This is a genomic window from Streptomyces sp. NPDC050504, assembly GCF_044458065.1.
In the GTDB taxonomy this organism is placed as follows: Bacteria; Actinomycetota; Actinomycetes; order Streptomycetales; family Streptomycetaceae; genus Streptomyces.
This window is the reverse complement of sequence record NZ_JBITHO010000016.1, coordinates 12,680-39,183: the sequence shown is the minus strand read 5'-3', so window position 1 is coordinate 39,183 and position 26,504 is coordinate 12,680. Positions and strand designations below refer to the sequence as shown.

16 protein-coding genes are annotated in these 26,504 nt (G+C 72.4%); 5 read left to right on the top strand and 11 right to left on the bottom strand.

The window, feature by feature from the left end; translation table 11 throughout:
* Positions 1 to 213: 213 nt before the first annotated feature.
* The 8 genes from ACIBNE_RS38810 to eccE all read right to left on the bottom strand — a co-directional run bounded on the left by ACIBNE_RS38810 (position 214) and on the right by eccE (position 11,952).
* Positions 214 to 1,212 (bottom strand): ABC transporter ATP-binding protein, encoded by a 999-nt coding sequence (locus ACIBNE_RS38810; RefSeq protein ID WP_399280376.1) that lies wholly within the window; start codon positions 1,210 to 1,212, stop codon positions 214 to 216.
* On the bottom strand, positions 1,209 to 2,123 hold the full coding sequence (locus ACIBNE_RS38805) for an ABC transporter permease (RefSeq protein WP_399280374.1): 915 nt from the start codon (positions 2,121 to 2,123) through the stop codon (positions 1,209 to 1,211). The genes ACIBNE_RS38810 and ACIBNE_RS38805 overlap by 4 nt, the downstream gene beginning before the upstream one ends.
* On the bottom strand, positions 2,120 to 3,172 hold the full coding sequence (locus ACIBNE_RS38800; RefSeq protein ID WP_399280372.1) for an ABC transporter permease: 1,053 nt from the start codon (positions 3,170 to 3,172) through the stop codon (positions 2,120 to 2,122). The genes ACIBNE_RS38805 and ACIBNE_RS38800 overlap by 4 nt, the downstream gene beginning before the upstream one ends.
* Positions 3,173 to 3,175: 3 nt before the next feature.
* Entirely contained in the window at positions 3,176 to 5,083 is a 1,908-nt protein-coding gene (locus tag ACIBNE_RS38795) for an ABC transporter substrate-binding protein (protein ID WP_399280371.1), read from the bottom strand.
* A 196-nt stretch (positions 5,084 to 5,279) separates the two neighbouring features.
* Entirely contained in the window at positions 5,280 to 8,759 is a 3,480-nt protein-coding gene (locus tag ACIBNE_RS38790; protein ID WP_399280369.1) for an SCO5717 family growth-regulating ATPase, read from the bottom strand.
* A 428-nt stretch (positions 8,760 to 9,187) separates the two neighbouring features.
* The gene (locus tag ACIBNE_RS38785; RefSeq protein ID WP_399280367.1) at positions 9,188 to 9,421 is read right to left on the bottom strand and encodes a DUF397 domain-containing protein; all 234 of its coding nucleotides are present in this window, start codon (positions 9,419 to 9,421) and stop codon (positions 9,188 to 9,190) included.
* 194 nt (positions 9,422 to 9,615) lie between these two features.
* A complete protein-coding gene (locus tag ACIBNE_RS38780) occupies positions 9,616 to 10,380 on the bottom strand; it encodes a hypothetical protein (RefSeq protein WP_399280365.1) in 765 nt (254 codons plus the stop codon).
* Positions 10,381 to 10,533: 153 nt separating this feature from the next.
* Positions 10,534 to 11,952 carry a type VII secretion protein EccE gene (gene eccE, locus ACIBNE_RS38775; RefSeq protein ID WP_399280363.1) on the bottom strand — a complete coding sequence of 473 codons (1,419 nt, stop codon included), beginning with the start codon at positions 11,950 to 11,952 and terminating at the stop codon, positions 10,534 to 10,536.
* Between the two features lie 150 nt (positions 11,953 to 12,102).
* Here eccE and eccB point away from each other — a divergent pair, with 150 nt between their 5' ends.
* From eccB to ACIBNE_RS38750, 5 genes are all read left to right on the top strand, one after another.
* Complete coding sequence (eccB, locus tag ACIBNE_RS38770; protein ID WP_399280361.1) at positions 12,103 to 13,629, top strand: type VII secretion protein EccB; 1,527 nt, start codon at positions 12,103 to 12,105, stop codon at positions 13,627 to 13,629.
* 1 nt (position 13,630) lies between these two features.
* Complete coding sequence (gene mycP, locus ACIBNE_RS38765; protein WP_399280360.1) at positions 13,631 to 14,863, top strand: type VII secretion-associated serine protease mycosin; 1,233 nt, start codon at positions 13,631 to 13,633, stop codon at positions 14,861 to 14,863.
* Between the two features lie 217 nt (positions 14,864 to 15,080).
* Positions 15,081 to 15,548: a hypothetical protein gene (locus ACIBNE_RS38760; protein WP_399280358.1), complete on the top strand. Its 468-nt coding sequence runs from the start codon at positions 15,081 to 15,083 to the stop codon at positions 15,546 to 15,548.
* Between the two features lie 1,651 nt (positions 15,549 to 17,199).
* Entirely contained in the window at positions 17,200 to 17,562 is a 363-nt protein-coding gene (locus ACIBNE_RS38755) for a WXG100 family type VII secretion target (protein ID WP_399280356.1), read from the top strand.
* A 45-nt stretch (positions 17,563 to 17,607) separates the two neighbouring features.
* Complete coding sequence (locus tag ACIBNE_RS38750; protein ID WP_399280354.1) at positions 17,608 to 17,907, top strand: WXG100 family type VII secretion target; 300 nt, start codon at positions 17,608 to 17,610, stop codon at positions 17,905 to 17,907.
* Positions 17,908 to 19,292: 1,385 nt separating this feature from the next.
* On the opposite strand, the gene ACIBNE_RS38745 is transcribed toward ACIBNE_RS38750, so the two are convergent.
* The 3 genes from ACIBNE_RS38745 to eccCa all read right to left on the bottom strand — a co-directional run bounded on the left by ACIBNE_RS38745 (position 19,293) and on the right by eccCa (position 26,438).
* Positions 19,293 to 21,620 carry a hypothetical protein gene (locus ACIBNE_RS38745; protein ID WP_399280352.1) on the bottom strand — a complete coding sequence of 776 codons (2,328 nt, stop codon included), beginning with the start codon at positions 21,618 to 21,620 and terminating at the stop codon, positions 19,293 to 19,295.
* On the bottom strand, positions 21,620 to 22,087 hold the full coding sequence (locus ACIBNE_RS38740; RefSeq protein ID WP_399280350.1) for a hypothetical protein: 468 nt from the start codon (positions 22,085 to 22,087) through the stop codon (positions 21,620 to 21,622). Before ACIBNE_RS38740 ends, ACIBNE_RS38745 begins: the two co-directional genes overlap by 1 nt.
* A 199-nt stretch (positions 22,088 to 22,286) precedes the next feature.
* Positions 22,287 to 26,438, bottom strand: a complete 4,152-nt coding sequence (gene eccCa, locus ACIBNE_RS38735; protein ID WP_399280348.1) for a type VII secretion protein EccCa — start codon at positions 26,436 to 26,438, stop codon at positions 22,287 to 22,289.
* Positions 26,439 to 26,504: the final 66 nt, after the last annotated feature.

Here is a 26,504-nt window from a genome sequence, read left to right as displayed (position 1 = left end):
CCGTGGGCGGCTGGTCGCGCAGTTCCCCGCGCCCCTACGGGGCTCGCGCCCCGTAGGGGCGCGGGGAACTGCGCGAGGGTGGGGCAGGTGCCGCGCGTACCCAACCCCGCGGCAGCGGGCTCGCCACCGGCGGGTTTTCGGGAAGGGGTGGGGAGGGGCCTGCCCGCCGCAGGCGAAAGCGCCCGCCCCGAGGGCCGGGCACGCCCCGCCCGCCTACGGCGCCCGAGGCGTACGTACCGCCTCCCCACCCCCGCCCCCTCCCACGTGCACGCACGCCGCCCGCCGCCCCGCCCCCGCGTCCCGCAGGGCCTGGTCCTGGGTGTCGCACGCCGCGACCGCCACCGGGCACCGCGGATGGAACGCGCACCCTGAAGGCAGTGCGGCCGGATCCGGGGGATCCCCGGGCAACCCCCGGGGCGCCCGCCGCGAGGCGACGTCCCCGATCCGGGGGAACGCCGCCGACAGCGCCCGCCCGTAGGGATGCTCCGCCGCGTCGTACACCGCCCGCGCGGGCCCCTCCTCCACCACCCGTCCCGCGTACATCACCGCGAGCCGGTCGCAGGTGTCGGCCAGCACCGCCAGGTCGTGGCTGATCATCAGCAGCGAGATGGACTGCTCGGCCACCAACTGCTCGATGAGCCGCAGGATCTGCGCCTGGATCATCACGTCGAGCGCCGTCGTCGGCTCGTCCGCCACGATCAGCCGCGGCTCGCACGCCAGCGCCATCGCGATCATCACGCGCTGCCGCTGTCCGCCCGACAGCTCGTGCGGATAGGCGTCCGCGCGCGACGCGGGCAGGCCCACGTGCTCCAGCAGCTCGCCGACCCGCCGCCGCGCCGCGCCGGGCGCCGCCTTGTGGTGCAGCACGATCGGCTCCGCGATCTGGTCGCCGATCCGGTGCACCGCGTTCAGCGAGTGCATCGCGCCCTGGAAGACGATCGACGCGCCCGCCCACCGTACGGCCCGGAGGCGGCCCCACTTCATGGTGAGGACGTCCTCGCCGTCGAGCAGGATCCGGCCGCCCAGCGTCGCGGACGCGGGCAGCAGCCGCAGCAGCGCGAGCGCCAGCGTCGACTTCCCGCACCCCGACTCGCCCGCGACGCCGAGCTTCCGTCCGGCCGTCAGGCTCAGGTCGACGCCGCGCACCGCGGGCACGGCGGCGGCTCCCGAGCCGTACGTCACGGTGAGGTTCTCGATCTCCAGGAGGCTCACTTCGCCACCCCCAGCTTCGGGTTGAGGACGGCCTCCACGGCCCGGCCGCACAGCGTGAACGCGAGCGCGACCAGCGCGATCGCGATGCCGGGCGGCGCCAGGTACCACCAGTGCCCGGACGACACCGCGCCCGCCTCGCGCGCGTCCTGGAGCATGCCGCCCCAGGAGACGACCGTCGGGTCACCGAGGCCGAGGAAGGCGAGCGTCGCCTCGGTGAGGATCGCGTTGGAGATGCCGAGCGTGGTCTGGGCGAGCACCAGCGGCACGACGCCCGGCAGCACGTGCCGCGTCATGACGTGCGCGTGGCCGCCGCCGAGCGCCTTGGCCCGCTCGATGTACGGGCGGGACTCGACGGCCAGGGTCTGCGCCCGTACGAGCCGGGCCGTGGTGGGCCAGCTGGCGACGCCGATCGCCAGGATCACCGTCCACACCGAGTGCGACAGCACCGTCGCGAGGACGATCGCCAGCACCAGCGACGGCATGACGAGGAACCAGTCGGTGATCCGCATCAGGACCGTGGAGAACCAGCCGCCGTAATGGCCCGCGACGATCCCGACGAGCGTGCCGATCGCGACGGAGAGCGCCGCCGCGAGCAGCCCCACGGCCAGCGAGATCCGCGCGCCCCACAGCAGCAGGCCGAGCAGCGGGCGCCCGAACTGATCGGTGCCGAGCGGGAATTCGGCGCTCGGCGACTCCAGCGGGCCGCCCGGCGCGTCCGTGACGTTCTGCACGTCGCTGCCGACGAGCAGCGGGGCCAGCAGCGCGAGCAGGGCGATCAGGGCGAGCCCCGCGAGGCCGACGAGACCGGCGCGGTGCGAGCGGTAGGAGCGCCAGAAGCGGGCGACGGAGGCCCGGCGCCTGGCGCGGGCGAGGGCCGTGGCGCCGCCGGACGGCGGAGTCGTGGTCGTCATCGGCCCACCCTCGGGTCGAGCAGCGGATAGAGCAGGTCGGCCAGGAGGTTCGCCAGGATCATCGCGCCCGCGAAGACGATGAAGAGCCCCTGCACGAGCGGCAGGTCGGGCACGCTCAGCGCCTGGTAGAACAGTCCGCCGAGGCCCGGCCAGGAGAACACCGTCTCGACCAGGATCGACCCCGCCGCCACGTGCCCGAGGTTGATGAAGATCATCGTGACGGTCGGCAGCAGCGCGTTGGGCACGGCGTGCCTGCGGCGCACGAGGTCGTCCCGCAGCCCCTTCGCCCGCGCCGTCGTCAGGTAGTCGCTGCCCATCTCGTCCAGCAGCGAGGAGCGCATGACCAGCAGCGTCTGCGCGTAGCCGACCGCGACGAGCGTGAGCACCGGCAGCACCATGTGGTGCGCGACGTCCACGACGTACGCGAAGCCGCTGGTGTCGCCGGACTCCATGCCGCCGGTCGGGAACAGTCCGGGGACCGGGCCGATGCCCACCGAGAAGGTGATGATCAGCAGCAGCCCGAGCCAGAAGGCCGGCACGGACCACAGCGTCAGCGCGATGCCGGTGTTGAGCCGGTCGCCGAGCCCGCCGTGGCGCCAGGCGGAGCGGGTGCCGAGCCAGAGGCCGAGCGCCGAGTAGATCAGCACGGCGGCCCCGGTCAGCAGCAGGGTGTTGGGGATCTTCTCGCCGATCAGGTCCCAGACGGGCGCGTGGAACTGGTAGGAGGTGCCGAGGTCGCCGGTGAGCGCCTTGCCGCAGTACTCGGTGAACTGCTGCCACATCGGCAGGTCCAGGCCGAACTCCCGCCGCAGCGCCGCAACTTGCTCGTCGGAGACCTGGCGGCCGTGGGTCATGGTGCGGATCGGGTCGCCCGGGACGATCCGGAAGAGGAAGAAGCTCGTGACGAGGACGGCCAGGAGCGAGACGGCCGCGCCGGCCAGCTTCCCGCCGAGGTAGCGGAGGTACGCGGTGGCGGAGCCGCCCGTGGCGCGGGCCTCGGGGGCCCGCGCCACGGCGGTCGTGCTCGTGGTGCCGGTAGTGGTGCTCATCGGCTATTCACGGTCTTCCGCGGTGGAGCGTCGCCGCAGGGCGACGGCCAGCCCGATCGCGGCGGCCGCCACGACCGCCGCGCCGATCCCGACGACGACGCCGGTCGCCGACGACCCGCCGTCGGAGCCCGCGCCTTCGGCGGGCTTCGCCGACCACCAGCTCCAGTAGCCGTCCTGGCCGTAGATGTTGCCCGCGGCCTCGGGCATCGTCGTGATCGACTCGATCTGGTCGGTGCGGTACGCCTCGACCGCGTTCGGATACACCATGACGTTCATGTACCCCGTGTCGTACAGCCGGGACTGCATCCGCTTGACCAGGTCGACCCGCTTGGCCGCGTCGTACTCCACGGCCTGCCGCGCGTAGAGGTCGTCGAACCGCTCGTCGCAGATGAAGTTGTCGGTCTGGCCCGTCTTGTCGGGGCTGGTCGGCAGGGCCGCGCAGGTGTGGATCGACAGGACGTAGTCGGGGTCGGGGTTGACGGAGTAGCCGTCGAAGGCGAGGTCGTACTCGCCCGCGGTCCACGGGTCGGAAACGTTGTCGAGGCACTCGACCTCCAGCCCGATGCCCAGCTCGGCCCACCACTCCGTGAGGTACTTGCCGATCGCCTTGTCCGGCGGGTCCGTGGCGTGGCACAGGATCCGGAAGTCCAGCGGCCTGCCGTCCTTGCCGACGCGCTTGCCGTCGCCGTTCTTCTTGTAACCGGCCCTGTCGAGGGTGGCGGCAGCGGCGGCCGGGTCGTAGGCGATCGCCTGCCCCGCGGCGGGCTGCCAGTGGTAGTCGGCGAAGCGCGGCGGGATGTACCCCTGCCCCTCCACGGCGTGGCCCCGGTAGACCTTGTCCACGATCGCCTTGCGGTCGACGGCCTGGAAGAGCGCCCTGCGCACGGCCGGGTCGAGCAGCGCCGGGTGGCCGTTGCCGAACCTCTTCCCGCCCTTGGTGCGCGCGCCCGGGTTGGTCGCCAGCGACAGGAAGCGACGGCCGGGGGCGTCGTTCACCTTGATGTTCCCGGTGGTCTTCAGGGCCGCGGCCTGGGCGGGCGTGAGGTTCTGGACGAAGGAGACCTCGCCCTTCTTGAGCGCGGCGACGGCCGCGTCGCCGTCCTTGTAGTACTTGAAGACCAGCTCGTCGAACTTCGGCGCGCCGCGCCAGAAGTCCTTGTTCGGCTTCAGCTTCACGTACTGGTCGACCTTGAAGTCCGTGATGACGTACGGACCGTTGCCGACGACCGGGAACGTCTTGTCGTTGTTGAACTTCGCGAAGTCGCCGGTCTTCTCCCAGACGTGCCGGGGCACGATCGGCACGTCGAGCGCGGTCATCGTCGCCTGCGGCTTCTTCAGCTCGACGACCAGTGTCGTCGGGTCCGGGGCCGTGACCTTCTCGAAGTTCGAGGTGAAGCTGCCGTTGGCGGTGGCCGCGCCCGCGTCGGTCATCATCTTGTTGAACGTCCAGGCCGCGTCGGCGGCCGTGGCCGGCCTGCCGTCGGACCACTTGGAGTCCTTGCGGATGGTGTACGTCCACGTGAGCTTGTCCGGGGACGACTTCCACGAGGTCGCGAACGCCGGGACGGGGTGCCCGTCCTTCGGGTCGTAGTTGGTCAGGTACTCGTACGCCAGACGGAGGATGCTGGTGCTCACCAGCTTCGTGGCGAGGAACGGGCTGAGCGAGTCGACGCTCTGCGACACGGCGACGGTCAGGACCTTCTTGCCGCCGTCCGCGCGGGCCTGTTGGGGGGCCGGGGCCAGTGGGGTCGCGGCCCCGGCGGCGAGGGCGAGGGCCGCCGCTCCCGAGGCCAGGACGAGGCGGGCGCGGGACCGGGCGGGGCGCGCGGTGCGGGAGCTTCGGGGGGCGGAGGCGGAGTCGGAGCCTGCGCCGGAGTCGGAGCCTGAGCCGGGTGGAGCCGTACTGACCATGGGACGTTGACCTCGCTGCATCACTCGCTCGGAGAAGGCGATGGATCTTGGTGCGCCAACTGGTGTGGCGAAGGTCTATCAGCGGCGGTCCATACGCGTCAACGGCGCACAAACCCCGTGTGGACTGCGGGAATACGCCAGTGGGCCCGCACCGTCGAGACGGTGCGGGCCCACATTGGTCTACTCCTCTGCTGCCTTACTGCTGAGAGGCTGGCGGCGTCTGCGGAGGGGTTCCCTGAGGCTCCTGCTGCGGCGGCGCGGCCTGCTGGGGCGCGGGGTGCGCGGGCCACTCGGCGGGCGCGACCGGAGCGACCGGAGCGCCCGGATCCGGCTGGGGGACGGGCTGACCGGGCTGGCCCGGCTGACCGGCGGCGGCGCCGGGCTGCTGGGCGGCGGGGAAACCGGGGTACGGCTGGGGCTGACCGGGTTGACCCGGTTGACCCGGCTGGCCCGGCTGCGGGAACTGGCCCGGAGCCACGGGCTGTCCGGGCTGCGGGACGGGCTGGCCCTGCGGGACGGGCTGGCCCTGCTGCACCGGGGGCGCGGCGGACTGGGCCTGGGACGGCGGCGACTGCTGCCAGCCGCCCTGCTGGGGCGGCTGCTGGGCGGCGTACGGCTGGTTCTGCCCAGGCAGCGGTTGTCCGGGCTGCTGTCCGGGTTGCGGCTGTGCCGCGCCGTACGGCTGCTGGGGCTGGGGCTGCGGCCCGCCCGGGTACGGCTGCTGGCCCTGCGGCACGGGCTGCTGCGCCGCGTACGGCTGGGGCTGGCCCGGCTGCTGCTGCGCCGGGACCTGGCCGGGGTACTGCCCGGGGAGCGGGGCGCCCGGCTGGGGCTGGGCGCCCGGCAGGCCCTGGCCGGGCATCGGCGGGGCCATGTGCGGCGGCGGGTTGCCGTCCGCCGTCCACAGCCCCTGCGCCTGCTGGGCGCGCGAGAAGTCCTCGGCGATGAGCGCCGAGAGGTTGAAGTACGCCTCCCGGGTCTTCGGCCGCATCATGTCGAGGTCGACCTCGGCGCCCGCCGCCAGGTGCTCGTCGAACGGCACCACGACGACCTCGCGGCAGCGCGTCTTGAAGTGCGCCACGATGTCCTCGACCTTGATCATCTTGCCGGTCTCGCGGACCCCGGAGATGACCGTGACCGAGCGCTGCACCAGGTCCTGGTAGCCGTGCGCGGAGAGCCAGTCGAGCGTGGTGGACGCGCTGGACGCGCCGTCGACCGACGGGGTCGAGATGATGATGAGCTGGTCGGCGAGGTCGAGCACGCCGCGCATCGCGCTGTAGAGGAGGCCGGTGCCCGAGTCGGTCAGGATGATCGGGTACTGCTTGCCCAGCACGTCGATCGCGCGCCGGTAGTCCTCGTCGTTGAACGTCGTCGAGACGGCCGGGTCCACGTCGTTGGCGATGATCTCCAGACCGGAGGGCGCCTGCGAGGTGAAGCGGCGGATGTCCATGTACGAGTTGAGGTACGGGATCGCCTGGACCAGGTCGCGGATGGTCGCCCCGGTCTCGCGCCGCACGCGCCGGCCGAGGGTGCCCGCGTCCGGGTTGGCGTCGATCGCGAGGATCTTGTCCTGCCGCTCGGACGCGAGGGTCGCGCCGAGCGCGGTGGTGGTCGTCGTCTTGCCGACGCCGCCCTTGAGGGAGATGACCGCGATCCGGTAGCAGGAGAGGACCGGCGTACGGATCAGCTCCAGCTTCCGCTGCCGCTCCGCCTCCTCCTTCTTGCCGCCCAGCTTGAAGCGGGAACCGGAGGAGTTGCGGCTGCTCTTGGCCTTCTGCTTGCCGCGCACGAGGCGGTCGGACGACAGCTCGACGGCCGCGTTGTAACCGAGCGGGGCACCGGGGACCTGCCGCTCGCGCTGGTCGTGCTGCACGCTCTGCGGCCAGGCCGCGCCGGTGCGGGGGTCGACGGGCGCGCCGGGCGCTCCGGGGACGGCCTGTGCCTGTGCCTGTGCCTGGGCCTGGGGGTCGGGTGCGCCGGGCACTCCGGGGGTGCCTGGGGCACCCGGGGCGCCGGGGTACGGCTGGTGCGGGGCCTGGGCGTGGGGCTGGCCCTGCGGGGGCAGCTGGACGTGCGGGGCCTGCTGCTGGGCCTGGGCCTGCTGAGCCTGCGCCTGCGCCGGGTCGGCGGGGAAGGGCTGCGGACCGGGGGCCGGGGCGGGCTGGGCCTGCGGGGCCTCGGGGTGCTGTGCCTGCTGGGGTGCGCCGGGCGCGGGAGCGCCGGGGGCAGCCGCGGGCGCGGGCTGGGGGAAGCCGTAGCCGCCTTGCGGTGCGGGCTGCGGGAAGCCGTAGCCGCCCTGGGCGGGAGGCTGCGGGACGCCGTAACCTTCCTGGACCGGGGGCTGCGGGAAGCCGTAACCGCCCTGCTGGGCAGGCGGGTTGGGCTGCGCCTGCTGCGGTGCGGGCGCCTGCGGAGGCACGGCTGACGCGTCGGGCTGCCCGGGGAACGCGGGCGCCGGGAACGCCGGGGGAGCGGCGGGCGCGCCCTGCTGCGGGAAGCCGTAACCGCCCTGGGGGGCGGGCGGCACGGGAGCGTTGTCCGCGAGCGGGGCGGGCGCGGGCCACGCGGGCGCGGCGCCGGGCTGCTGCGCCGGGTCGGGCTCCGGGTAGGGCTGCGCCGCCGGGGCGGGGATCGGGGCGGGGCCAGGGGTGGGCGCCGAAGTCGGGGCGGGCCATTGGGCGGCGGCCTCGGGGGCGGGCTGGTACGCGGGCGGCAGGGGCGGCAGACCGCCCTGCGGGGCCTGCGCGGCGGGCGCGGGCGCGGGCGTGGGTGCCCACGGGGCCGGGGCGTCCTGGGGCGCGTCGGCGGGGACCGCGTCCGCGATCGGCACAGAGGGTTCGTCGATCCTGAAGTCGACCCTGTCGGCGTCGTCGGCACTGTCCGTACCGCTGTCGCCGTCACCGGTCGTGTCGGTCGCGTCGGACACGGCGGGCGCGTCCACGGCATCCGTCGCGTCCGTCACGTCGGCCGCATCCGGTACGGAGTCGCTGACCGCGTCGGCGGGCGCGGCGGCGTCCGCCGCGTCCTCGCCCCCGGTGGCCGCGGTGTCAGTGGAGCCCTCGGCGTCCGCAGGAGCGTCGTCCGGACCCGTAGCGTTGACGTCGGAGGCGACCGGGTCCACCGGAGCGTCCGTGCCCGTACCCGCACCCGGAGCCGTACCCGCGTGCACGTTCGCGTCCGCACCCGTGTCCGCACCCGTGTCCGGGCCTGTGTCCGAATCCGTACCCGAGGCCGCTCGCTCCACGGCCTCGCGCTCCGCCATCTCCTTCTTCAGCGCGGCGGGCGAGAAGCGCATGGTCGCGCCGCTCTCCAGGTCGCCGCCCCCGAAGGGTGTCGGTGCCGCGGCGGGCGTCGGTGCCGCGGCGGGCGCGGGCGGGACCACGGGCGGCGCGGCGGGCGGCGGCGGGGCCCAGTTGGGCTCGAAGCCGCTGTTCGGCGGCAGTCCGGGCAGCCCGGGGACGGGCGGCGGCACCGGGGCCGCGGGCGCGCCGGCCGGGGCGCCGGGAGCCGTGCCCGTACCGGCGGCGGGCGTGTCGCCGGGCGCGTTCTGCGTGTACCAGGCGGGCGGCGTGTAGTCGATGGTGAACTCGCCCGTCACCTCGACGGGCTCCGCGTCGGACTGATCGTCGACGGGTGGGTTCCAGCCACCGCGAATCTCGTCCCGATCGCCGTTCACTTTGCCTCCTGGTGTGGTCGAGCACCCTTGTGCCGTGGTGGGTGGGGGCGACCGTTACCGTCGTCCGATCCGCCCGGCTCTCCCCCTGGTACGCGCGGCACCTGACCGTGGGTTCTGCTGCCGCGCGCGCTCCACCCTAATCGTCATACGTTCGGCTTCGGCAGGCCCGTCCCTCACGTACCACCATCAAGTGAGCCCGGAACGACGGAATGTGTACGACATACAGCGTCAAACCGCTCATACGGCTCGATAGCTCCGCAGCTCCGCGCGAGGAACCGGGCAACGGCCGTACGACGAACGCTCAACGATCCGATCGCGGACGCACAGAATCGGAGCCACCCGCCCTCGGCAGCTCCGATTCCGTTCCGTTCTGTTCGGTTTCGTTCCCTGTGGTGGTCCGCCGCCGGTCTCCGCGCGGCGGACCGTCGTCAGTTGATGTCGAACTCGCCGTCCCGCGCCCCGAGCACGAAGGCGTCCCACTCCGCCTTCGTGTAGCGCAGCACGGTGTCCGGGTCGAGCGAGGACCGCATCGCGACCGCGCCGTCGGGCAGGTGCGCGATCTCCACGCGCTCCTCGTCCGGGCTCGTGCCGGGCGGGCCCTGCCACTCCACGCCCGAGATGTCCAGGGCGTACAGCGCGTCCTTCTCCTGCTGGGTTCCCATGCCGGTCCCTTCCTCCCAAAGGTCTTTCCCACCGCACATGTTGCCCTCTGCGGGGCGCGCGCGAAGCCACCGGGCGACATTGACGGAATAGCACCCCCCGCTTCCCGCCCGGCCCGGCACTCGGCCCAGCACCCGGCCCTCCGCTCCGCCGCCCCCGCTCCGCCGTACTCCGCCCCGCCTCAGTCCGTCCCGCCTCAGTCCGTCCTGCGGGCCGCGCCCAGCAGCCCGGTCTCCACGTCGGTCCCGCCCGTCACCGTCCACTGCCGCTCGCCGTCCGCGCACCACAGCGTCGTCCCGTCCGCGAGCGTGGGCAGCGCGTCGCTCACCGACCTGGGCAGCCCCAGGATCCCGCCGATTCCCGCGGCCTCGTCGGGCGACACCCGCTGGACGCCCACCAGGTGCGCCGCGCGCATCAGCCGGGGCGCCACCGGGCTCAGGTACGGCAGCAGGGTCAGCACCGACTGCCAGGGCGCCGCAGGCACGCGCCCGCGCGGCGGCCGCATCCCGCAGTCCCGCACCACCAGCCTGGGGCTGTGGGCGGTCGCCGCGAACCCCGGCACCCGGCCCACGTCGTACAGCGCGACGCACGCGTGCCCCGCGCCCCGCGCCCCGGCCAGCGCCTCCCACGCCAGGGGGCGCCCGCTCTCGACGGCGACGTGCGCCCCGGTCGCGGCCGCGCGCAGCGCCAGCACCTGCGCGGTCCACAGGCCGCCGATGAGCAGCACGTCGTACGGGAGGGGGCGGTGCAGCCCGAGCAGTCGGGGCTGTCCCTGGGCGTCGGTCCCGATCACCACGCCGTCGTCGCCGAGCGGCAGCGAGAGCATGCCGAGGTCGTCGGTACTGACGGAGTGCCCGAGGTGGCGCGGCCCCAGCAGTCGGCGCACCCCGGCAGCCGCGCCCCGCCCCCGCCGCACGTCCCGGTCCCCGCCCGGCCCGGCGCCGCGCGCCACCCGCCTCATCACCCGCCCCACCTCCGCACCGTCCTCACCGCCGGCTCCCGTACGACGTGCCGCTCATCGCCCGCCCGGATTCCCGCACCGGCCTCATCGCCCGTCCCGATCCCCGTACTCGCGCCCGCGTCCGTGTCCGCACTCATCGCCTCTCATCGCTTCTCATCGCCCGCCGCCCAACGGCACCGTGGCCAGCAGCCCAGGCACCTGCTCCCGGTCGAGCCGCACGAGCCCCACCTCCGCCGACCGCGCGGCCTCGCGCAGTGCGGTGCGCGCCCCGGTCGGCTCCGCTCCGGGGCCGCCGGTGATCCGCAGATGGCCGCTCACGCGCGTGTGCCCTTGGTACGGGCCGCGCCGCACGGTCAGGCTGAGGGTGTTCGCGTACGAGGGCACCGACGTCAGGAGCGACACGACCCGGGAGAAGGGCGCCGCGCCCGGCCCGAGGGACGGCCAGTGACCGACCGCGTAACTGCTGTGCCACCGCTCGTCGCACCACCACTCCAGCACGCCCTCGTGCCCCCGGGGCCCGCCGCCTCCGCCGCCTCCGCCGTGCGTCGCCCCGCCGTCGGCCGCCCGTGCGCCGCCGGGCGTTTCCGCGACCACGTCGGTGCAGGCGGCCGTGGCGAGCGCGGACTCCAGCGCGTCCTGGTCCAGCACGAGGGCCCGGAAGCCCGCCCCGGTGATCCGGCTCGCCAGGTGGTCGGCGGCCCGCACCAGACAGCGCTGCGAGCCCGCGAGACCGCCTCCGCGGGCGGCGACGGCCTCCCCGCACAGCTCGGGATCGAGCTTCACGGCGACCCACGTCAATCGCAGCGCGGGAGCAGTGGCACCCCCTTGCAGCCGCTGTAGCCGCGTGTACGACAGCCTGGCGGCGGACCGCTCCGGCAGCAGGGGAGCAGGCGCGCACCGCACCTGCTGCACCAGCTGCGCGGACTCAAGGACGATGCCGTCCACCGCGAGCACGTCGCCGAGCAGCGCCAGCGGAAAGGCCCGCGCGCCGAACGCGGGCCGCAGCGCGTCACCCGTGGCCTCGACCCGTACGACCGCCGTGAGGAACGTCCCGTCGCCCACCATCCCGACGGACCTGGGCCGCTGCCCGGACGAGGCGTAGGGGTACGGGGCCAGCGAGGGCGCGCACTCCACGAGGGGCGCGAGCGCGGGGGCGACGCCGTCCGTGCCACCGCTCTCCGCCCCGCTCACCGCGCGCCGCGTACGGCTCCGGTAGGCGCGGGCGACGGGCAGCGAGTCCAGCAGGGGGCGCCCCCGGAGCCGTAGCAGCGCCGACAGCGCCAGCGCGCCACCGGCGGACAGCGCGGGCACCCGCCAGGGAGCCCCGAGAGCGAGACCGACGGTCGCGACGCAGAGCGCCGCCTCGACGAGCACCAACTGGCGCAGCCGCAGGGGCCCGACGCGGCTTCCCCGGCTCAGCGGCCGGAGCGTCACCTTTGCGGGTGCACGCATCTGCCCCGCTTCCGCCGCACCGCCACCGCGACGGCCCCCGCGCGTTCCGCGACGCGGGCGGGCGGGACCCGGAGCGTCTCCACCGGCCGGGCCGTTGTCCCCGCGCGTTGCCGTGCGCATCGCAGCAATGCCCCCACTCGTCGAATTACCCGGTATTCCAATGGAGTTGAATGCGTCGTCACTCTAACCGAGTGCCCGGGGGCGTCATTGCCGCGCTGCATAGTGGTGGGCGTTGAAACCGGGGGCGCGGACGAAGGGCGGTCGGACCGGATGGCATCGCGGCAGGACGAACTCAACGCTTATACCTTCGCAAAGCGGAGACTGGTCGCGCAGTTCCTGCAACCCGGTTCGTCGGGCTCGGAGGAGGGTGCGCCGCGCCCGCTGCGGGCGGTGCTTCCCGGGGCGGTCGTCGCCGTGGTCGTCCTGGCGGTCTTCGCGGCCTGGGGCATGTTCAAACCGGTGGCGCCCAGGAACTGGAGCGAGGTGGGGGAGAACGTCATCATCGCCGACAAGTCCACCACCCGTTACGTGGTGTTGAGGACCGGTGGGCGCAAGCAGCTCCACCCCGTTCTGAACATGGCGTCGGCCAGGCTCCTCCTCGACCCCGACAAGGGCGGCGTCATCAAGGTCGAGGAGGAGGTCCTGGACGACGGCCGGATCCCGCACGGGGCCACGCTCGGCATCCCGTACGCCCCCGACCGGCTGCCCGGCCCCGACGAGGCGGGCGCCGCGAAGCGGTGGGCGGTCTGCGAGCGGCAGGGGGCCGGCGGGCGGGCCGTGCAGCGCGCGGTGTTCGTGCTGGCGGAGCGGGAGGAGGGCCGGGTCGAAGGGCCCGACCGGCTCAGGGGCGGCGAACTGCTGTACGTGGCGGGCGGGGACGGCACGCGGCACGTCGTGGACGCCGCCGGAACCGCGTACGAACTGCCCTCCGACGCACTACTGTTGCGCGCGCTCGTCGGCGAGGACGCCGTACCCCAACGAGTGTCGGACCGTTGGCTCGCCACCCTCCACAAGGGTGATCCCATCGCCTTCCCGAAGGTCCCAGGAGAGCCGGGTGCGAAGGCCGAAGTGCCCGGCATCCGAGCCGACTTGGACCGGGTGGGGCTGGTCGTCCAGGCGCCCTCCGGCGGCACGGTGCGGCACTACGTGGTGCTGCGCGGGAGGGTGGCGCCCGTCACGGACTTCACGGCGAGGCTGCTGCTGGGCAGCGGGCAGTTGAAGGGCCTCGCGCAGAACAGCAGGGCCCTGCCGGTCGGCACCGCCGACTTCACCCCGTCGGGCACCGGGTTCAACGCGGCGGCGCGATGGCCGGAGAGCGCCCCGAAGGCCGTCGACGCGGTCGGGGTCCGCCAGGCCGGAGAGGCGGCGGCCGGGCGCGGCGTCGTCTGCAACGTCCTGCGCGACGTCGCGGGGAAGGACGGCACGACGACGCTCAGCACCTGGGCGGGGCGCGACTTCCCCGCGCCGCTCCCGACGGGCCAGAGCAGCGCGTACGTCACCCCGGGCTCGGGCCAGCTCTTCCGCCAGTTCAAGGGCGGGACGACCGGGGCGGGGTTCCTCTTCCTCGTGACGGACACGGGCCTGCGGTACGCCACCCAGTCCAACGGCGACAGCGCGACGGACGACGCGGGCATCGGGACGCCCTCCCGCGATCAGCGCGAGGAGGCGCTCCAGGCGCAGACCCGCCTGGGCTACCGGGACGTGGACCCGGCGCCGGTCCCCGCGGCCTGGTCCGAACTCCTGCCCACGGGCCCGAGGCTGTCGACCGCGGCGGCGCGCCAGCCGCAGGGGTCCTGACGTGGCGCACCGCGTTCCCGCCGCGACGACGGCGACGGCCCTGGTGCTGCTGCTCGCGCCCCTGCCGACGGCGGCGGCGGACGACACCCCGCCCGCCGACCCCACCCGGTGCACGTTCCCCGCGAAGCCGTACGCGGGCCGCCCCTGGGCGCTCCAGCGGGTGCTGCTGGACGAGCTGTGGCTGAGGTCGACGGGCAAGGGGGTGCGCGTGGCGGTCATCGACAGCGGGGTCGACGCGGCACACCCCCAGCTGGCCGCGGCGGTCGACAGGTCCAGCGGCCTGAACAACCTTCCCAGGAAGCTCACGGACGAGAACGGCGCCCCGCTGCCCCGGGGCAAGGAGGACGGCACGACGGACACGGTGGGGCACGGCACCAAGGTCGCGGGCATCATCGCGGCCCGCCCGGCGAAGGGCACCGGCATGGTGGGCCTCGCACCGGACGCGACGGTCATCCCCATCCAGCAGAACGACGCCCAGGGCCACGGCACGGCCGAGACCCTGGCCGACGCCGTCCGCCACGCGGTGCGCGAGCGCGCGGACGTCATCAACATCTCCCAGGACACGGCCGAGGCGGTGAAACCCGCCCCGGCGCTGCGGCGGGCGGTGCGGGCCGCACTGGACGCGGACGTGGTGGTCGTGGCGTCGGCGGGCAACGACGGGCTGGGCGGCAACGTCAAGGAGACGTACCCGGCGTCGTACGAGGGAGTCCTGGCGGTGGCGGCCTCCGACCGCAACAACGAACGCGCGCCGTTCTCGCAGTCCGGCGAGTTCGTGGGCGTCGCGGCACCGGGCGTCGACATGGTCTCGACGGTCCCGGGCGGCGGCCACTGCGCGGACAGCGGTACGAGCTTCGCGGCGCCGTACGTGGCGGGCGTCGCGGCCCTGATCAAGGCGAGGCACCGGGAGTGGACCGGCCGCCAGATCGTCGCCCGGATCCAGCGGACGGCCGAGCGCTCGATCGCGGGCCACGACCGATTGGTGGGCTGGGGAGTGGCGGACCCGGTGCGCGCGCTGACGGAGGACAGCGGACCCGCGGAGGTTCCGACCGCAAAGGAGGGGGTGGAAAAGGTGGAGGCGCCGACTCCAGGAGAACTCCATTCGGGTGAATCGGAAGAAGAACGGACAGCGCGTCTCGCGACCTACGTGGTGGTGGGCGCAGCGGTACTCGTGGCGTCCATCGGGGGAGGAGCGGTGGCACTGCGCGACGCCCGCAGGCGCAGGAGAAGCGCGTGACTTCACGATGCGTACGGGCATGCGAAGGGGGTGCGGGGAATCCGCCGATGGAGCGGTGCGCCTCTCAAGTCAACCTCTGAAACAGTTAGTTGGGAGGCACATTCGCCGCCCCTAGGGTGAGGCGCCGTGCTGGGTGCTGTCACCCCTCAGTGCGATAGCGAAGCCCCAGAGCAGGGACAACGGGGAGCAGGGACAACGGGGAGCGGGGAGCGGGTTGGTGTACTTGTCGAGCGTCGACGTGACGGGCGAGGAGCCGCCGAGGGACGGGGTCGGCGACCTGAAGCGCGGCAAGGAGGCACTGGACACCTTCAAGAAGAGGGTGGACGCGATCCTGCTGGGCCTGGCGGGCTCGGCCGCGAACCACCGGGAGGTGGCGGCCCAACGGATCTCACGGGACTCACTGAGCACGGGCAGCGCACCGTTCGCGGCGGCGGACGGGCTGTTCGCCCAGTACAGCCGGGTGCACGAGCAACTCGTCACGCTCTCCAGGACGCTGGGCGAACAGATCGAGGCGATGGGCATCGCGGTGCACGGCGCGAACATCGGCTTCGACAACCTGGAGGAGGACCTGCGCCAGAGGTTCGCCCAGATCCAGTGCGGGGCGGTGAGGGCGGGGAGCGATGCGCAGCACGGGACGCACGCGCGGCACGTGGTGCGCGAGGACCCCGCGAAGGGCGTGCTGTAGCCGATGGGCGACGAGAGGCGGCAGACAGTGGGCACGCACGGCAGGAGCGACTTCGAGGGCCACCGGCTGAACACACTGATCGACCTGGTGGCGACCGCGGAACCGGCGGACCTGGAGAACGCGGGCAACGCCCTCTGGGACGCGAGGAAGGCGATCGGAACGGCGGCTCAGGAACTCGCCGACCACATCGGCCTCGTCGACTGGGAGGGCGAGGCGGGCACGGCGTTCCGCGCCTGGGGCCGAAGTCTGGTCGGACGCGCGGAGGCCCTGGGCGACTTCGCGGACGTGGCGGCGACCCAGATCACCCTCGCGGGCTCGGGCCTCGCCTCGGTCCGGAGCGCGATGCCCCCGCGAGACGGCCGGGCGAGGCCCGAAAGCGTGCACGAACTCCCGCAGGCGAAGCGGGTGGAGGGAAATCCGGAGTACGCGGCGGCGCTGAAGGTGGAGAAGGACCGCCAGGAGGCGATCAACCAGATCAACCGCCTGGCGTCGTTCTACGAGGTATCGGCCCAGACCTTGGCGGCCCAGGAGCCGCCGGTGTTCTCGAAGATGCCTCCTGTCGGAGTGCCACCGGCACGTGGGTCCGTACGAACGGATGATGCCGGGGGCGGTGCGGGAGGCGGATCCTGGGCAGCGGGCGCCGGAGGTCCCGCTCTGGGGAACGCCGCGTCCGCGAGGGACGGGCTTGCCGGGACGAGCGGCTGGGCCACGAGCGGTCCGATCGTTCGGGCCGGACCGGCCGAGGGGCCCGGAACGGCGATGGGGATCGACAGTGCTGTGGCGCCCACATCCCCACCTGGCTACGCGCCGGTTTCCCCCGTCACGGCACCCACAGCAGCCGGAGGGTCCGTTCCGCCTCCGCCTTTCTCTGGACCGGTGGGCCCGGTGGGCCCGGTGGGCCCGGTGAGCCCGGTGGGCCCGGTGCGTGGCCAGGAAGGACGCGCGGTCACGCCCCCGGGCGGATCCAGGAAGGCCGGGCCGCATCCCGTGTCCGTCGGAGGTCCAGGCGTTCCGGGAGGCCGTTCCCCTGTGGCAGTGCAGGGCGGGACGACGGGCCCGGCGGTGAGCGGAACGGGCCGTCCAGTGGGTTCCCAGCCGCTGACGGGGCATACCGGCACCTCAGCCAACACGGGGACGCCAGTGGGGCGGTCCGGTGCGTTGCCCGGCTCGTCGACCGGTCCGTTCGGGCGTCCGACAGGCATCGTGGGCGGTGCTCCGCAGCGTCCCGCCACCGGCACCTCAGGGTCGTCCCAGCATCGGGGCGTGGTGATCGGAGGCCGGAGCGCCGCGACTGGACAGGGAGCCGCGGCACCGAACGGGCGCCCGGGAACTGTCGGAGCGAGCCCCGTGAGCGGCATGCTGCGCCCCGTCGGCGGCAGCACCCCGAGCAGTGCGTTCCGCGGCCGGCCGAACAACGGCGAGGAGGAATCCGATTCGCTCCGCCCGGACTACCCGGATTCCCCGGACTCTTCGACGGAAGAGGCGACATGGGCGGTGTCGCGAAGAAGCACCGTGCCGCCAGTGATCCAGTAGGCCAAGGAATGGCAGCCGCCTTCGTCGTGATCCGCGGACGCCGCAGTGCCTGACGGAACGAACCCCGCTCGCACCGCCGTCGCCGTACCAGCCAGATCACCCAGAAAGGAACCCGCCCATGGCAGTCCAGAAGGTCAACGGCCACAGCCTCCAACAACTGGAGCTCGAACTCACCGCGAGGTTCGACTCGGTCAGGGGCCAACTCCACCAGCTCCAGGCCACCATCGACGGCCTGGAAGGCGCCTGGCGAGGCATCGGCGCCGGAGCCTTCAACCAGAAGCAGACCGAGATCAACCAGAGCATGGCCAAGATCGCCAGGCAACTCCTCAAGTTCCAGGAGGCGATCAAGGCCGCCCGCACCATCGCGGGCAACACCGACGACGAAGTCCTCGCCGCCATGCGGGGCGTCGACGTCGTCAGCGGCTACCAGGGCGACGCGGCCGCGACCCGCGCGGCCACCTCGGGCCTCAGCTCCCTCTGACCTTCCGCCGCACTCACCCCACCCCCACCCCCTTCAGGAGGAGCCGTGACCAACAACGACGGCACGATGGTCGTCACGTACAGCAGCCTCGACCAGGCCGCCACCGCCATCGACCAGCAGGGCAGGAAGCTCGAATCCGACCTGGCGATGATCAAGGCGAAGATCGCTTCGGTCGCGGAGGTCTGGCAGGGCGAGGCCAAGACCGTGTACGACGAGGAGCAGCGCAAGTGGGACGTGGAGGCCAGGAACATCCACAACGCCCTCGTAGCCATCTCCCGCGCGGTCCGCGAAGCGGCCCCCGCCTACAGGGCGGGCGACCACCGCGCGGCCATGAACTTCCAGTAGCCCCGCTCCTCACGGGGCTTCGCTGCGTGGCGGTTGTCGCGGTAGCCGAAGTCCCCGGTGGCGGGGTGTGCCGGGGAGCGCTGAGCGAGAGTGACGTATCGGCGTTGCTCGGGAGGGAGGAGGGCCTGCGGGCATCAGACCGGCCCAGGCGAGGCTCTCTGCGCGAAGCCCCTATGGCCCTACGGCACTACGGGCGTGTGCCGCCTGGAGGCGGCGGACGAGAGCGAGGCGGTTCCACGCGGATGACGCCGCTGGACGGTGGCACGCTGGGCACGGCCCCGGGCACGCGGGGCCTGGCTGGCGCTACCGGAAGGCTGTACGGGCGCGCCGAAGCCGGAGGCACCGGTAGTGATCGGTACGACTGCGGGGAAGCGGCCGAGGACCCGGCGTGAACGTTGCCGTCCACCGGGTCCGTCCGCCGGACCCCCGGCGGACGTGCGACTACATCGGCGCAGGGGACTACGAGCGCTCGTATCTGTGCCTGACGATCACTACGGGCATCCGCCGGTCGTACCTCTTCCACGGCCGAGTCGTGTACGTGGATGCCGGGATCTCCGCGAGTGGCGACTCGTCGGGCCGAGGAACCCTGAGCGGTCCGACGGCGATCCACCAGCCGGACTGCCCCGCAGAGCGGGCCGTCATCCTGACGCGAGCGGACGGCCCGGATCGACTGCGGGCTGTTGCGCGTCCCGGTGCCGAGCTGAGTTCAGAAAGGGAATCCAGGTTTCAACACGACTTGCTCGGCGAGTCCGCCGTTGTTCTTGCAGTTGAGTTCTTTAGCCAGGGCGAGGGAAGCGGAGTGAAGAACGGTGAGGTTCGCTTCTCGCAGTTTCTGCGGATTCACCCTCGGCTTTTCTCTAATCCGGAAGCTTCCCAGGATCAAGGCTCGCTCATTTTTCATTTTTGGGCTGACGCAGTCAAAGTATAGATATGCGGATCTAGGGCCGCTGAAAGTTTTCCGACCAATCTGGTACGGTGACAGATCCGGGGCGTGCTTCCTGGTTTTGGCGAATTCCTCAGGAGGTAGTTCGTATTCGATTGTTGCGGCGGAGAGCTTTTCTTCTTCGTTTCGGTAAATTGAGCAAAAGATTATGCCGTTGTCTCCTCCTGTAGCCGTTCCGTTATGTGCTCGCGTAATCCGCTCCGCAGTCTCCTTTGCGCTGCGCCTGGTTCCGCGATGGGGATAGGTTTGAGTTCCGATCGCGAGGTCCAGAGATTGTGCCGCTCGGTGAGAGAAGGTGCCCCCGCATAGTTCTTTTGCCGAGATCGTTTTGAGATGAGTGTCGTGAGGCGTGTTGTTGGTGCAGGCGGAGATTAGGATCGCAAGAGCAGCCGTCGATAAGGCAATCCAGCCTGGCTTCGGACGGATCTGGGGCGAGGTGTTGTCAGCTGGTTTCTGAAGGATTTCCCGTTCGATCCTCCCAGTCGCAACCCTTGCTGTATCCGATGTCTCGGGAATCACCGAGATCTTGTCCGAAGATTTCCTCGCTGCGGATTCCATGCTTCTCCCTGAAGTTCTTAAGGGGTTCGTCGGTGGTCAACTTTCCATGCTCGTAGATCCTGTCTCTTTGCTCCTTGACTTGCTCCTTTAGATCGTTCGAATGCTGCTCCTGAGAAGTCTCCGACCACCCACTGATCGCCTTGTTCACAAGCTCCTCGGCCACCGCGCTCCCGGTGTCCGTAGCCAGTGGCACCAGCGTTGCCGCGAGGCCCACTGCCGGTGCTGCCGGGAGGAAGGCGACGCCGGCGGCGATGGCCGCGCCCGAGCCCAGTTGGATCCAACCGGCCCGTTCCTCCATCGCCTTGTTGTAGTCTGCGTCCTTCTTGAGGCCCTCGGCCTCGACCTGGTTCGCCCGCGCCTGGTCGATCGTGCCGTGCACCTCCGCGCCGATCTTCACGGCGGCACGCGCACCGCCCTCGTCGATCTTCCCGTCCGCGGACACCTGCGCTTCGAGCATGCTCGCCGTGTAGACCTTCTCGGCGGTGGAGATCGCCGCGTAGGCATCGGGGTTCTGCCCGAGCGTGCTCAGGAAGTGCGCCGCGTTCACCCGGCCGAACCGGGCGTGGTCGGCGTTGGCGAACATGCTGTCCGGATCGTTCTCGCTCAGCGCCCAGTTGATGTCGTCGATGTGGGCGGACGCGATCCGGCCGAGGCTGTCGCCCAGTTCCGGCTGACCGTGCAGAAGCTTCGCGCCGTCCGGACTTCCGTACAGGTACGCGACCTGCTCCATCACGCCCGCGGTGGCCGCGGTCCTGCGGTCCGGGTCGCCGGGAGACCTCGTATCCCCACCCGTATCACCACCCGCATCCGTACCCGTACGAGTGAGCTCCGACGAGTCGTACGCGTAACCCGTGGTCGCCGCCTCAAGCGCGTGGCCGAAGGCGTCGAGGCCCGCGACGTGCCTGCTGTCGCCGCCGACCGGCGGTGCGTCCGGGCTCCACAGCCGGTCCTTCGCCAGGTACGTGAGGTTCTCGCTGAGGTCGTCGGCCGTCGAGACCGGTCCTTCCGCGCCCGCCGGACGGCTGAAGAACTGTGTCGCGGCGTCGGGATTGTGACCGAGGGCCTGGAGGAAACCGGTCATGGGGTCCCGACCGCGGTCGTTCCCGCCCCAGAAGTTGAGATCGCCCTGGCTCGTGTTGTTGATCCAGGGATTCAAGTCCTTGACGTTGTGCTTCTTGTCGTAGGCGACGAGCTCGTCGCCGTAGTTGTTCAGGAACTGGTCGTCGTAGTTGCCGAACCGCATGAGGTTGCTCATGACGACGAAGCCGTGAGGACCCCCGGCCGCGGCGATTCCGAGCCGGGGCGCGCCGAGGTCGACCATCTTCCGCTCCCAGCTCTCCATCCGGGCGCTGTCCGACCGGGTCGCCGTGCCCAGGACCAGGCCGAGGTTCCTCTGGAGCTGCTTGGCCTGCTCGCCGCGTGCCGGATCGTGCGTGGGGCCGAACGGGTCGGCGACCCCCGCGTAGAACTCCAGGATCGTCCGGGGGCCCGCGTCGGTGGCGAACTTCTCGGCGAAGAGCGGGTCGTTCCGGTACTTCGCCAGCATGCCGTTCACCCGGGCCAACTCCGTGTTGGTCACCGCTGCCGGGTCCTTCTTGACCAGCGCGGCCACCTCCTTGGCGGCACGGACGGCGCGGGCCGCCGAATCCCGGTCCCGGTAACGGGCCTCCGAGAAGCCGTACTTCGCCTGGTCCACGACCAGCCGCAGGGCCTCGGCCGCGCTGTCGTCGCTCTCGGCGGCCTGGTTGAGGATCCGCTGGATCTCGGCCTTCAGCTCGTGGACGTCGTGCGCCCCCTTCTCGGGCGCGCGGTGCGGCCCCTCCGCCTCCTGGCCCGGATGAGCACTCCGTACGGTGACGGTGAAGCCGCCGTCACCGGTGTCGCGCACCGCGAGGTCCTTCGCCGTCGCACGGTTCACGGCCGCGACGAGCTGTTCGTGGAACCTGGCCAGCTCGCCGTGCGTGTCGCGCAGGATGCCGCAGATGGTCGTCGCCTGGGTCCTGGCGTCGCCGAACTCACCGGCCGTCTTCGCGATGAACTCGCGCGTGACGGCCGCGTTGACGCCGGCCCAGTCGGCCTTGAACGCCTTGGCCCTCATGCCGTCGTCCGCCTGCCGCCGCAGGGCGTCCAGCTTGCCGAGGAGCTGCTGCCACTCCGCGATCGTCTCGTGGAGGCTGCCGAAGTTCCCGGCCAGGAGGGAGTCGAAGCGCATCAGCGCCGTACTCCTTCGTCGAAACCCTGGTCCAGCTGGGAGATGGCGCTGACCGTCAGGAAGACGTGGTCGTCGTCCGCGGCGTGCACCTTCCGGGTGAAGTCCAGATGGTTGGAGATGTGGGCGCACGCGTCCAGGAGCGACTGCGTCTGCTCCTCCCACCGCTTCGTCACGTGGGAGAGGGCGCTGCCGAGCGAGTAACCCTCGCCCGCCAGCTTCTTGGCTGCCGCGTCGCTCGTCGCGCGGGCGTGGTTCCCGTCTCGGGCCAGCCCTTGCCGAAGGGCGAACGCCGCGTCGCCGACGACGGCCAGGTCCTTCTGGGAGACCTTGAGATCGCCCCGGTCGCTCCCGGCGCTGCCGCCGCCGTCGATCATGTCGAGCCGCATCCGGGTGTGCCGCTCGGCGGCGTCGGCCTTGAGCCGGTCCCACTCGTCCCACGTCATTCCCGTCCCCAGCCCCAGCCCCATCCCTAGCCCCTCCCCGCACTCGCCATCCGGATGATCGTCCCGACTTCCAACGTAGCTACGGAGAAGGGCGAGTTGACACCGGAGAAGGCGGAGAAGCCACGAACGTGTGTATCTCGAAGCGATGGGGGGACGGGGTGGGCGACGCACTTGCGGGTTGACGCGTTCGCCGCGGTTCCCCGGGGGCGGACGTCCCCGCTCATCACTCCGCTCCCTCCGTTTCCACCAGCCCCGTCTGCACCAACCGCTGCCCCCGCCGCCGTGAAACGAAGACGCCGCGTCCCGCAGGCATCGGGCGGGGGCGGGCGTTGCCCAGGAGGTCGCCCTCGCTCGGGTCGCCCGACAGGAGCACGCCCTGCGCGCCCAGTTCCAGCAGGCGTTGCATGAAGGGCTCGTACGTCGCCCTGCTCGCGCCCGCCGAGTTGCGGGCCACGATGAAGCGGACGCCCACGTCGCGGGCGAACGGGAGGAGTTCCGTGAGCTTCGCCAGCGGGTTGCCGCTCGACGTCGACACCAGGTCGTAGTCGTCGATCACCACGTACACATCGGGCCCCCGCCACCAGCTCCGGTTCCGCAGCTCCTCCGCCGTGACCCCCGCCGACGGCGTCCTGCGCCGCATCAGGCCGTGCAGCGCGTCCACGTGGTGGTCCATCGCGTTCGACATCGGGACGTACTCCGCCAGGTGCGTGCGCGGCGTCGCCTCCAGCAGCGTCCTGCGGTTGTCGATCACGAAGAACTTGCAGGCGTTCCCGCCGTACCGCTGCGACAACCGCCCGATCAGCAGCCGCAGCAGGTTCGACTTGCCCGACTCGCCCTCCCCGAACACCACGAAGAACGGATCGTGCTCGAAGTCCACGAACACCGGCTCCAGGTCGCTCTCGTCCAGCCCGAACGCCACTCCCCGCTCCGGCCGGGCCCCGCCCGCGGGCAGTTCGCCCGCCGGGAGCAGCCGCGGCAGCAGCCGCACGGCGGGCGCCCCGGGCGCCGTCCAGTGCCGGGCGACCTCCCGCGTCATCGACGCCACCGCCTCCGCGAGGCCCGCGTCCGAACCGACCCCGTCGATCCGCGGCACCGCCGCCATGAAGTGCAGCTTCTCCGGAGTGATCCCGCGCCCCGGCACCCCGGTGGGCACGTTGCCCGCCGCCTTGCGGTCCAGCTCCGAGTCCATCGTGTCGCCGAGCCGCAGCTCCAGCCGGTTCATCAGGTGGTCCTTGAGGTTCGCCCGCACCTCCATGGACCGCGACGCCGTCAGTACGAGGTGGATGCCGTAGCCGAGCCCCCGTGCCGCGATGTCCACCACGACGGGCTCCAGCGGCTCGTAGTCCGTACGGAAGCCGCCCCAGCCGTCGATCACCAGGAACACGTCGCCCCACGGCTGGTCCGCCACCGACACCGCCCCCCGCGCCCGCAGCTCGCGAAACGTCGAGATCGAGTCGATTCCGGCGCTGCGGAAGTACTCCTCGCGCCGCGCCATGATCCCGTGCACCTCCGCGACCGTCCGCCGCACCCGCTCCGGGTCCAGCCGCGAGGCGACCGCGCCGACGTGGGGGAGTCCGGAGACCGACGCCAACGAGCCGCCGCCGAAGTCCAGCCCGTAGAACTGCACCTCGTACGGCGTGTGCGTCAGCGCGAACCCGCTGATCAGCGCCCGCAGCAGCGTCGACTTGCCGGACTGCGGACCGCCCGTGACCTGCATGTGGCCCGCGGCTCCGGAGAAGTCCCGGTAGAGCGTGTCGCGCCGCTGCTCGTACGGCTTGTCGACAATGCCCAGCGGTACGACGAGCCGCCCCGCACCCGGGTGGTCGGGCACCGTGAGGCCGCGTCCCGGCACCGCAGTCAGCCCCGGCAGCAGCTCGTCCATCGTGGGCGGGCTGTCCAGCGGCGGCAGCCACACCCGGTGTGCCGCGACCCCCTGTCCCTCAAGCCGCCGCACGATCACGTCCAGTACGGACTCGGCGGCGGGGCCGGACACAGGGGGAGCCGTCCGGGGCTCCGGCACCCCCGTACCCACCGAAGGCGCCGCCCCACCCGCCGAGGGCGCCCCCGCCCCCGCCGAAGGTGCCGCCACCTCCGCCGCCGTGAACAGCACCGGCCTCCGGTCCGCGGGCAGCACCCCGCCCGCCGCACCCGCCGCACCCGCCGAAGGGCAGGCGGCCGAGCGGTACTCACCGGAGACGTACGCCGCCTTGAACCGCACCATGTCGTCCGTACCGAACTTCAAGAAGCCCGACCCCGGCACGTTCGGCAGCTCGTACGCGTCCGGCACCCCGAGCGCGGCCCGCGACTCCGCGGCCGAGAAGGTGCGCAGGCCGACGCGGTAGGAGAGGTACGTCTCCAGTCCGCGCAGCCGCCCCTCCTCCAGGCGCTGCGAGGCCAGCAGCAGGTGCACGCCGAGCGAGCGGCCGATGCGGCCGATCTGCACGAACATCTCGATGAAGTCGGGCTTCGCCGTCAGCAGCTCGCTGAACTCGTCGATGACCAGCACCAGCGAGGCGATCGGCGGCAGCGCGGCGCCCGCGGCCCGCGCCCTTTCGTAGTCGTGGACGTTGGCGAAATTTCCCGCGTCGCGCAGCGTCTCCTGGCGGCGGTTCAGCTCGCCCCGGATGGAGTCGCCCATGCGGTCCACCAGCGTCAGGTCGTCCGCGAGGTTGGTGATCACGGCGGCCACGTGCGGCATCCGGGCCATCCCCGCGAAGGTCGCCCCGCCCTTGAAGTCCGCGAGGACGAAGTTCAGCGTCTCGGACGTGTGCGTGACGGCCAGCCCGAGCACCAGCGTCCGCAGCAGCTCCGACTTGCCCGACCCGGTCGCCCCCACGCACAGCCCGTGCGGCCCCATCCCCTCCTGCGCGGCCTCCTTGAGGTCGAACAGCACGGGCGCCCCGTCCACCCCGACCCCGATCGGCACCCGCAGCCGCTCCGACCGGGAGCGCGGCCGCCACGTCCGTTCGACGTCCACGGAATCCGCGTCGCCGAGCCCGAGCAGCTCGGTGAAGTCGAGCCGGGTGAGCAGCGGTTCTTCGCCGTTGCCGCCCGACGGCATGCGCAGCGGGGCGAGCTGGCGGGCCAGCGCCTCGGCCGCCTCGCGGCTCAGTGCGTCGGGAGCACCCTCGTACACCAGCCCGTCCGCCGACTCCAGGCGCAGCGCACCGGGCCGTACGCACACGGAGAGCCCACCCAGCGCCCCGACCGCCTCGCCCGTCCCGACCACCTCACTCGTCCCGGCCGCCTCGCCCGGCACGATCTCCACGACGGTCACGCCCTGCAACCCTTCAGCCGGTCCTGAAGGGCCCGCACCGGAGGAACCGGCACCGGGACCGGAACCGGGACCGGAACCGGGAAAGCCCGAAGGGCCGGGCACGACCGACGCCCCCAGCACCGACACCGGCGACAGCGGAGCCCCGTCCAGCACCACCACCAGGTGCGGCCGGTCCATCAGCGGCTGACCGCCCGGGTGGAAGCGTGGCCTGCCCGCCAGCCGCGCCGCGAGCAGTTCCTCCAGCGCGTACGCGTCCTCGGTCATCAGCCGTCTGCTGCCCGCGCCGTCCGTGGCGCCCTCGTCCTGCACGTGCGGCAGCCACTTCGCCCACTCCCACCCGTCGGCCGCGTCCGGGCCCGCCGCGATCGCGACGACCAGGTCGTCGGGGGAGTGCAGCGAGGCGAGCGAAGCGACCATCGCGCGCACGGCGGCCCGCGCCGAGGCGGCGTCACCACCGACCGTGAGCCGCGAGAACGCGCGCAGCGAGACCGCCACCGGCAGGCCGTCCAGGGTGCCGTGCGCGTCGAGGAACTGCCGCATCGCCCCGGCGGCGAGCGGTTCCAGCTCGTCCACGGGCGCCGTCTCCGGCGCGACCAGCGGCGTCGCGAGCCGCTGCGTCCCCAGGCCCACCCGCACCTGCCCGAAGTCCTCGTCGCCCGCGCGCCGCTCCCACACCCGGCTGCCCTCAGCGACCAGCGCCCACAGCTGTTCGGGCGCCGGATGCAGGTACAACTGGGCGTCGCGCTGCGACCGGGCGGTGCGCCGCACCGAACGCCGCGTGCGCGTCAGGTACTTGAGGTAGTCGCGCCGGATGTCGGCGAGCTGCCCCTGGGTGCCGCGCCGGTGGCGCACCAGCATCGCGACGGCCATGGCGATCGTCGACGCGATCATCACCATGCCCATGATCCGCATGATCCGGTTCGGGGTCATGAAGAAGAACACGACCGAACCGCCCATGCCGAGCATGGGCAGGATCTGCATCAGCACCCCCTCCTTCTGCCCGCGCGGCAGCTCCGGAGGGGGTTGCAACTGCACCTGTCCGTCGGGCACCCGAAGGGGGAGGGCTCGCGGCGGGCGCTTGACGACGGAGTGACCCACGATCCCACCAACCCCCTTGCGGGGAAGCCTTCTTGCAGGCAGCGCCCCGCGCCGACGCGTTCTGAT

Bases quoted from the DNA above. Each gene is read 5' to 3' on its own strand.
- ACIBNE_RS38805 (WP_399280374.1), bottom strand. From the start codon at position 2,123: ATGACGACCACGACTCCGCCGTCCGGCGGCGCCACGGCCCTCGCCCGC.
- ACIBNE_RS38785 (WP_399280367.1), bottom strand. From the start codon at position 9,421: ATGGGAACCCAGCAGGAGAAGGACGCGCTGTACGCCCTGGACATCTCG.
- ACIBNE_RS38745 (WP_399280352.1), bottom strand. From the start codon at position 21,620: ATGCGCTTCGACTCCCTCCTGGCCGGGAACTTCGGCAGCCTCCACGAG.
- eccB (WP_399280361.1), top strand. From the start codon at position 12,103: ATGGCATCGCGGCAGGACGAACTCAACGCTTATACCTTCGCAAAGCGG.
- ACIBNE_RS38755 (WP_399280356.1), top strand. From the start codon at position 17,200: ATGGCAGTCCAGAAGGTCAACGGCCACAGCCTCCAACAACTGGAGCTC.
- ACIBNE_RS38795 (WP_399280371.1), bottom strand. From the start codon at position 5,083: ATGGTCAGTACGGCTCCACCCGGCTCAGGCTCCGACTCCGGCGCAGGC.
- ACIBNE_RS38800 (WP_399280372.1), bottom strand. From the start codon at position 3,172: ATGAGCACCACTACCGGCACCACGAGCACGACCGCCGTGGCGCGGGCC.
- ACIBNE_RS38740 (WP_399280350.1), bottom strand. From the start codon at position 22,087: ATGGGGCTGGGGCTGGGGACGGGAATGACGTGGGACGAGTGGGACCGG.
- ACIBNE_RS38780 (WP_399280365.1), bottom strand. From the start codon at position 10,380: ATGAGGCGGGTGGCGCGCGGCGCCGGGCCGGGCGGGGACCGGGACGTG.
- eccE (WP_399280363.1), bottom strand. From the start codon at position 11,952: ATGCGCACGGCAACGCGCGGGGACAACGGCCCGGCCGGTGGAGACGCT.